Genomic DNA, 7,630 nt, shown 5'->3' on the forward strand with positions numbered 1-7,630 from the left:
CAAATCCGACGATACGAACTTCCGTCCCTTTAGGGATATGGGCTCCGTCGGTGCGGACATTCAATAGCAAGGGGGCTGCGTTGGTGCGAAACTTGGCTTGTCCAAATTCTGGAGTCGCTTCGCTAGTGGTGATTTCACAAGTGCCGCCGATCATGCGACGTTCGTCGTACGATGGGGGGTCGACAAAGTAACCTAGCATCGGCTGTGTGATTGCCTTGGTAATTCCGGTGGCAATGACGAAATTTCGGACCGACAACAGGATGCTGGGCAGCCAATCCGGGGAATAACGGTCCGAGTCAAAGCTGTGCCAAAGCCAATACGAGATCCCCCAGAACGCGAGCGAGAAGATTCCGCCCCACAGCACGATGGGGATTCGTCCAAAATTGGTCCATCGAATTGCCGCTCCGCCAAGTCCCTGTAATAAGTCGGCATCGACTGAAATCATTTCGCCGTCCGGCAGATCGACGCCGACGTCGGGAACGTCCAAATCGACCTCAGGAACGTCAAAACCGAAATCAACCAACCCCACAATCGCCAGGATCGTGTAGACAACCAACAAACAAATCAGGATGGATGCCGGCCACAATGGACCGACAAACATGCGGTTGGCGAGATCGACGATCGAGTCCGACACGGGGTCGAGCCTCCGAAAAGGGGTAGATAATGACGGTACAGCTTAGTTGCAGGGCTTTAACCTCGCAGAACCAGGGCGCTAGGCAAGCAATAAAACAAAGTATTTTAGGTCACAAATAAGCCGCAGGCGTGTGGGATAGGCTTCCAGCCTGTCATCGGCCCTCAATAGTCTGGAGACTTTTTCGTAGTGGACGAGCAACGACTCCATTACGTGAAAAGGGGCATGTGAGACCGATGACAGGCTGGAAGCCTATCCCACATTGAAAATCGATTATGATGGACGCTCCTACCGACCTTGGTCCTACCTATCATCCCTTCCCTCCGATCATCGATGCCGCTCGCAGGCATCCCTAAACATCATGATGATTTTCCGCCTTACGTTTTGTCTGATCGTCGCTTGCTTTGTCTGTCGTCCCTTGCTGCTACAGGCGGAAATGCTGCGGCGAGCGACACCGCTGGACCAACAACTCAAAGCGGCCGATCCCGACTTTCTAGCCGAACAAGTCCGACTGCGAGGCGATGCACGACGCGGCGCGTTGGTGTTTTTCAAGTCGGCTGCGGGCTGCGTGAACTGCCACAGCAGTGGTGACCAAGCATCCCCGCTTGGCCCAAACCTTGCCGAACAAGGCACAAATTTGACCGATGAACACCTGATCGAATCGCTACTATTTCCGTCGCGACACATCCGCAAAGGTTTTGAAACGGTTTCGCTATTAACGGTCGACGGCCAAGTGCATGTCGGCTTGATTGCCGACGAAGACGACCAACAGATCCGCATGCGATTGTCAAACGATCTCACTCGCGATTTTGCAGTGCTTCAAGAAGATGTCGAACAGCGCAATGTGAACTCCAAGTCGTTGATGCCCGATGGGTTGATCGGTTCCCTAAAAGATCAACGCGAGTTCCTCGACCTCGCTCGCTATGTAATCGAAGTGGCTCGCGGTGGCAAATCACGTGCATCACAACTGCGTCCCTCGCCCGAAGAACTGCGGATCGTCGACGACTCGATCGACTTGGACCATGCCGGAATCATCAAAGGATTGCGTAGCCGTGACTTCGAGGCGGGCGAGGCAATCTATCACGGCTACTGTTTCGATTGTCATGGCAGCGACGGCAACACCCCGTCGCTTTCAACGGCGCGAGCGTTTGGAACGGATAAACTGAAATTTGGTGCCGATCCCTACCAGATGTTCATGACGCTGACCAAGGGCAACGGACTGATGGCGCCGATGTCTCATTTGACGCCCAAAGAACGCTACCAAGTCGTGCACTATATTCGCGAGGCGTTCATGAAAGGGAACAATCCTGACTACGTCAAAGTCACGTCTGAACTACTAAAATCGCTGCCCACCGGAACCAAGGACGGAACCGAAATCGAGAACGTTCAACGTGACTTTGGTCCCGCGTTGGCTTCCCAGCTTCGCCGCGATTTCCCCAGCGTGCTGAACATCCGGCTCGGCGAAACGACGATCGCGTATAACTTGCACGCGATGGACCAAGCCGATGTGTGGAGTGGCGGGTTTCTCGATCTGAGCGAAACACAACATGTCCGTCCGCGCGGCGAAGGCACAGCGAATCCTGATGGTGAATCGATCCGCGGGCTGGCCGGTTGGCGTTGGGGACACAACGGAACGCTCGATTATTCTCGCAAAGGCTTGCTGCCACGCGGACCGATGCCAGCGGAGTGGATGGATTATCACGGCCACTACCTGCACAACGATCGAGTAACACTGAGCTACTCAATCGACGGTCGCGAAATTCTCGAATCACCACGAGAACTGGACCACCGTGCCGGCAGCGAAGTGATTGTTCACGAAATGAACATTGGCCCTGGTGGCGAATTGGTCCTTGCGATCGCCGAAAATGCAAAAATTGCAACGGCTATCGTCCGCGGTGATGCTCATGATTTGACGATCCAACCCGACGACAAGGACCGCTTGGTGCTGCGAATTCCGGCAGACACACGGTCGCGAACATTGCAAGTGTTTCGCGCCGAGGGCTCCGACCGCTCATCACTGCATGCAATTGCCAACGCCTACACGCCGACGACAAATCTTGCCTCACTGACCACGGGTGGCTCGCGGCTGTGGCCGGATGAATTGGAAACCGTCGGCTACTTGGGCCTTGAACAGGGTGGCTATGCGTTGGACACAATCACGATCCCTGAATCAACGCCTTGGAACACTTGGTTTCGCACCTCGGCGCTCGATTTTTTCCCCGATGGCCGAATGGCTTTGGCAACACATGGCGGCGATATTTGGATCGTCTCGGGCATCGACGACGATTTGCTTCAAGTTCGCTGGAAACGTTTCGCAGCCGGACTATACGAACCATTTGGAGTCAAGATTGTTAACGGCCAGATCTATGTGACCTGCAAAGACCGATTGACTCGGCTGCACGATCAAGATGGCAATGGTGAAGCCGATTTTTACGAAAGCTTTTGTGCCGATATCGACGTGTCGACCAACTTTCACGCGTTTAATTTTGACTTGCAAACCGATGACGAAGGTAACTTCTACTACGCCAAAAGTGGACATGGTGCCGATTTCTCGCTGCCCGGTGCGGTCTTTAAAATTTCGCCCGATGGCAAACATCGTGAGGTCTTTTCGACCGGGTTTCGTACACCCAACGGACTGGGCAGCATGCCAGGCGGACGGATCACTGCCAGCGATAACCAGGGGCAATGGACACCGGCATCGAAAATCAACCTGCTAAAACCAGGCGGCTTCTATGGCTGGGTGCCGACCTATTCGATCCCAGGAAAATGGGCTCCCGATGGTGGCAAAATCGACATCACCAAAGTGGTGCCTCCCACCTCGTTTGACCCACCTTTGGTTTGGATGCCGCAAGTGTTCGACAATTCTTCGGGAGGCCAAATTTGGGTGGATGACCCACGGTTTGGCCCGCTCGCAGGCCATCTGCTGCATACCAGTTTCGGTCGCGGATGGATGTCGTATTTGATGATCCAGGATGTGGGCGACATCAGCCAGGCGGCAATTGTAAACTTGCCGTATGATTTTTCGACCGGAATTATGCGGGGACGAGTGAACCCCGCTGATGGACAAGTCTATGCAACCGGACTGCAAGGTTGGAACGGTGGCGGACGCGTTGGCTTGGAAGAAAAGGGACTGCAACGTCTTCGCTATACCGGACGCCCCCACCGAATGGTGACGGATGCATCGGTTCAGCCGGACGGATTGCTCCTCAGTTTTAACTTCCAGCTCGATCCCGAAGTCGCCACCAATGTCGCTTCGTACGATGCCACGCAGTGGAACTATCACTGGAGTCGTAATTATGGATCGGATCAATTTTCTGTGAAAACTGATAAAGTCGGTGTCGACAAAGTTGCAATTCAATCGGCAACCGTCGACAACAGCGGCTCGGCGGTCAAGCTGCAGATCGATGACATGCAGCCCGCCGATCAATTGCATCTGATTCTGCATCTACGCGATCGCAACGGGGATGCTTTTGACGAAGAAATTTACTGGACCATCAACCGTGTACCCGAAGTGGAAAACAATCGTGCGAAGTAAGTGGTTTGCCTTCCTGGCGTTTGTCGTGATCTCACCGATGTTGGCGGTCGCTGCCGATACGCCCAAAGTACTATTTCTGGGAATCGATGGATGTCGTTTTGACGCCTTGCGAAAAGCGAACTCTCCCAACCTGGACCGGTTGATCGAAGAAGGTATCTACGCGGACAACACCCGCATCTTCCATCCTCGCTACACCACCGCCGACACCATTAGCGGCCCTGGTTGGAGCAGCATTTTGACGGGGGTGTGGGCGGACAAGCATGGGGTGCTGGACAACCAATTCAAGGTTTCTCACTACGACAAATTCCCGCACTTCTTTGCCCGAGTCAAAGAGCGATTGCCTGAATTGAAAACGGCGTCCTTGATATGTTGGGCTCCGATTGATCAATACATCGTCGACAAAGCAGACAAGCGATTCTCGTTCACCGAAAAGGACTACGGCGAACGTGACGACGCCGCCACTGACGAAGCAGTAAAACAATTGGCCGACGAGTCACTCGACGTCGTATTCTTGTATCTAGGTGCCACCGATGAAGCGGGGCACGCCACGGGATTCCATCCGGCAAACCCCAAGTACGTCGAAACGATCCAAGAGACCGACGCACGAATCGGTCGCGTCTTGGCCGCGATCCAGTCGCGCTCATCCTACGAAAAAGAAGACTGGTTGGTCGTCGTCACCTCGGATCATGGAGGGAAAGGAACCAGCCACTCCAGCGGCCACGAAGTTCCAGAGATCTACAACAGCTTCCTGATCGTCAGCGGCGATTCGGCCGAGCGTGGCAAATTCGAAAGCGATACCTATATCGTCGATGCACCGGCGACGGCACTGAAGCATTTGGGGATTGATGCGCCGGAGGACTGGCAACTCGATGGCAAACCCGTCGGATTAAAGAAATAGCCCAAACGCTCGTTCCTCAGGCTCCGGCCTGGGAACGCACTGCCTCCGAGGCTCCCGCCTCTTCTTTACGCGCTCGGCAGACTCTCGGCCAATACCATCCTGCTTTCGTAGTGGGACTCGCCAGAGTTCCGGGGTTTTCAACAGCAAAGAGGGGGAATTCTGGCGAATCCCACTACTTGAGCATTCCCCAATGGTTGCCAAAGCAGATGGCATTGGGCCGGAGCCTGCAATTCACTGAAACAACTCGGTCGCGGGCACTTGGAAAATCGCTGCTGCCGAGTGTCCGTTGTCTCGCAACGATTGATTACAATACGGGCACTCGCGGTTTCCTTCCCTCCCAAAAAATCCTACCTCACCATGAATCTGCGCTATTTTGCTGCAATTCCCCTGCTTTGTTTTCTGTGCGTCCCTTCGCTGCTGTGGGGGCTAGAACCGTCCGCTGGTGACCCGCATGATGAATCGTCGACCGAAGCGGGACACAGCTTCCACGGTGAAGCCTTTAATGAGGGACCGCGTCAACGCGCCGTCCTGATCCCAGGTCTCGCCAAAATCGATTTCCCGACGTCGACCAAGTCCGAGCGAGCTCAGCAGTTCTTTGAACAAGGCGTCGCGCAACTTCACGGCTTCTGGTATCTCGAAGCCGAGCGTTCGTTCAGACAAGCGGCCAAAGAAGATCCCGAAATGGCAATTGCCTACTGGGGCATGGCAATGGCCAACGTCAACAATCGCAAACGGGCGCGAGGATTGATTGACGAAGCGATCGCGAAGAAGGACAAGGGAGCGGACAAACGCGAGAAGCTTTATATCGAAGCACTGGATCGCTATCTGCCAAAATTTGGCGATGACGCTCCCAAAGATGACAGCGACGCCAAGAAGAAACGAGCGGAAAAATTCATTGCCGATCTCGAAAAGATCCTGCACGAATATCCTGATGACATCGAAGCCAAAGCGTTTTTGGTCCTTCAAATTTGGCTGTCTGACCGCGAAGGCGTTAAACTGACCAGCCGCTATGCGGTCAACGCATTGCTAAGCGAAATCTTCGCCGCCGACCCGATGCATCCTGTCCATCATTACCGCATCCATCTGTGGGACTCGGCGCAACCCAAATTGGCACTCCAATCGGCGGCAAAATGTGGTCCCTCGATGCCCGGAGTGGCTCACATGTGGCACATGCCGGGGCACATCTACTCGAAACTTCATCGCTATGCGGATGCGGCGTGGCAACAAGAAGCATCGGCGCGAGTCGACCACGCACACATGACACGGGCTCGGTTGATGCCCGACCAAATCCATAACTTTGCCCACAACAACGAATGGTTGACACGCAATTTGATCAACATTGGCCGTGTCCACGACGCGATCGATCAAGCTCAAAACCTCGTCTCGTTGCCACGGCATCCCAAATACAACACCCTCGATAAACGAGGCAGCTACAAATTCGGACGCGAACGGTTGCTGCAAGTGCTTTCACAGTACGCGATGTGGGATGAATTGATCAAAGAATCGGGCGGCTATTATTTAGCGCCCACCTCCGATTCGGCGCAGCAAGAGGAATGGCTCGGTTGGCTGGCGGTTGCCCATTTCCGCACCGGCAACGGGGCTCGCGGTGCCAAGACGCTTCGTTCCCTGGTTCGTCGCCGCCTTGCCTTGGAAACAAAACTGCTCGATTTGGCGGATCAATCGGCTGCCGCCAAGGATGCCGAAATCGAAGAGGACACCGAAGAAGAAAAAGCGGACGAAGAGGAAACACCCGAGCAGATCAAGTCGCATCTTAAAACGCTGCGAACGATCATTGCTCGTGTCTCGGCCGCCGCAGCGTCGCATCGACGTGATGAGGCCAAGTTCAAAGAACATGCCAAGCGGGCAAAACTAGAACCGCTGATCGAAGCACGATGGTTGGCCGATGCTCGCGACTTAAAAGGGGCGTTAGAGATCGCCAAACGTGAACACAAGAAACGTCCAGGCGAGGTTCGGCCGCTGGCGATTCTGGTTGACTTGCTATGGCGAAACGAACAAAAAGAGGAATCGATCAAGCAATTCGAAGAACTGCGAAACGTTGCCGCCGACGCCGACATTGACACGCCACTATTGGCACGGCTAAGCCATATTGCTAAAGCAGCGGGCGTTCAGGGCGATTGGCGAATTCCGCGTGAACCGGCGGCAGATCTGGGTGAGCGACCTCCGCTTGACGAACTTGGCCCGTTCCGCTGGCAAACCTACGAAGCGCCGATGTGGGAAGGTAAACTGCCCGATGGCACGCTGACCAGTGCCGAAGAATTTGTCGGTCGGCCTCGGATTGTCGTTTTCTATCTCGGGTTTGGTTGCCTGCACTGCATGGAGCAGCTGCACGCATTGTCGCCTCGTATCGACGATTTCCAAAAGGCGGGAATCGACATTGTCGCAATCAGCACCGAAGATCATGAAACGCTAAAGACGGGCATCGACGACTTTGACAAGCCGGTCGAAATTCCCTTGATCGCCGACGCCACCCAAGCGATCTTCAAGTCCTACCGCTGCTGGGACGACTTTGAAAACCAACCGCTACACGGTACCTTTCTAATCGATT

The 7,630-nt window shown here is 54.5% G+C and carries 4 protein-coding genes; 3 read left to right on the forward strand and 1 reads right to left on the reverse strand.

Features of this window, described 5'->3' with window-relative positions; all coding sequences use genetic code 11:
• A partial coding sequence (locus tag RMSM_RS25700; protein ID WP_008703565.1) for an OB-fold-containig protein occupies nucleotides 1–634 on the reverse strand: 634 nt, incomplete at its 3' end.
• Nucleotides 635–992: 358 nt separating this feature from the next.
• Here RMSM_RS25700 and RMSM_RS25705 point away from each other — a divergent pair.
• The 3 genes from RMSM_RS25705 to RMSM_RS25715 form a co-directional block, all read left to right on the forward strand.
• Nucleotides 993–4,166 (forward strand): DUF6797 domain-containing protein, encoded by a 3,174-nt coding sequence (locus tag RMSM_RS25705; protein WP_008703567.1) that lies wholly within the window; start codon nucleotides 993–995, stop codon nucleotides 4,164–4,166.
• A complete protein-coding gene (locus tag RMSM_RS25710; protein WP_008703569.1) occupies nucleotides 4,156–5,064 on the forward strand; it encodes an alkaline phosphatase family protein in 909 nt (302 codons plus the stop codon). The genes RMSM_RS25705 and RMSM_RS25710 overlap by 11 nt, the downstream gene beginning before the upstream one ends.
• A 357-nt stretch (nucleotides 5,065–5,421) precedes the next feature.
• The coding region (locus RMSM_RS25715) for a redoxin domain-containing protein (RefSeq protein ID WP_008703571.1) at nucleotides 5,422–7,630 on the forward strand (2,209 nt) is incomplete at its 3' end.

It is taken from the genome of Rhodopirellula maiorica SM1, from assembly GCF_000346295.1.
Lineage (GTDB): Bacteria > Planctomycetota > Planctomycetia > Pirellulales > Pirellulaceae > Novipirellula > Novipirellula maiorica.